This is a genomic window from Phytobacter sp. V69, from assembly GCF_965644215.1.
Lineage (GTDB): Bacteria > Pseudomonadota > Gammaproteobacteria > Enterobacterales > Enterobacteriaceae > Phytobacter.
In genome coordinates, this window is record NZ_CBFFRL010000452.1 from 1 (window position 1) to 947 (window position 947).

The 947-nt window shown below is 51.2% G+C and carries 1 protein-coding gene and 1 pseudogene; both read right to left on the reverse strand.

Annotated elements, in window-relative coordinates; translation table 11 throughout:
• A pseudogene (locus ACSZPU_RS25910) lies at positions 1 to 95 on the reverse strand (enolase C-terminal domain-like protein); the annotation flags it as partial.
• 33 nt (positions 96 to 128) lie between these two features.
• Positions 129 to 872, reverse strand: coding sequence for a 2-hydroxyacid dehydrogenase (locus tag ACSZPU_RS25915; RefSeq protein ID WP_499004485.1), 744 nt, complete (start codon positions 870 to 872; stop codon positions 129 to 131).
• Positions 873 to 947: the final 75 nt, after the last annotated feature.

Genomic DNA, 947 nt, shown 5'->3' on the forward strand with positions numbered 1-947 from the left:
TGCGCACCGCCAATGTTCATCAACATGCTGTCATGTCCGGCGACCGGAATGACTTTCATATCGGTAATGACGGGGCTGCTTTGGGTGTTCGTCATGTTTGCATCCAACCTGATTGCGTTGAGTCGATATTATTTGCGTTTGACCGGCGTAAAGACCTGGCCATTCTCGAAATAACTTTTGATATTTGCCGCGGCAAGGTTCGCCATATCGGCTCGGGTTTCCCGGGTATTACTTGCCAGATGAGGCGTCAGGAAAACGTTATCGAACTCCAGCAATTCCAGTGGGACGTTAGGCTCATCCTCAAAGACGTCGAGACCCGCACCCAGAATCGTATTATTTGTTAAGGCAGTAATTAATGCCTGGGTATCAACAACCGTACCTCTGGCAACGTTCACGAGAATACCGTCCGGGCCAAGGGCAGAAAGAACTTCACTGTTCACAATATGCTGCGTGTGTTTTCCGCCCGGCAGTGTCAGGACGAGGAAATCCACAGATTCCGCCAGTGCGGTTAAGGTATCGAACTGTTTATAGGTGTCGTGTTTGGTGAAGGGATCATAATAATGAATCGCCATATTAAAGGCCTGAGCGCGTTTGGCCACTTCCTGGCCAACCAGCCCTAAGCCCGCGATGCCGCAAATTTTGCCGTGCACGCGCGATGAAGACGGGAAATGCTCCCTGAGCCACTGGCCTTCGCGCAAATAACGATCGGCCACATGGTAGCGACGCGAAACGTTAAGCATGTGGCCCAGTGCGGTATCCGCGACACAGCCGCTCAACACGCCAGGTGTATGGGTGACAATAACGCCTTGCTCATGCGCGGCAACCACGTCTGTCGCATCCAGCCCGACGCCGAAAATAGAGACAATTTCCAGATAGTGTCGTCACGAGGATAAAAATCATTGATAATAGGGCCTTCTAATCAGAAGGCCCTATTATCATGACTATTC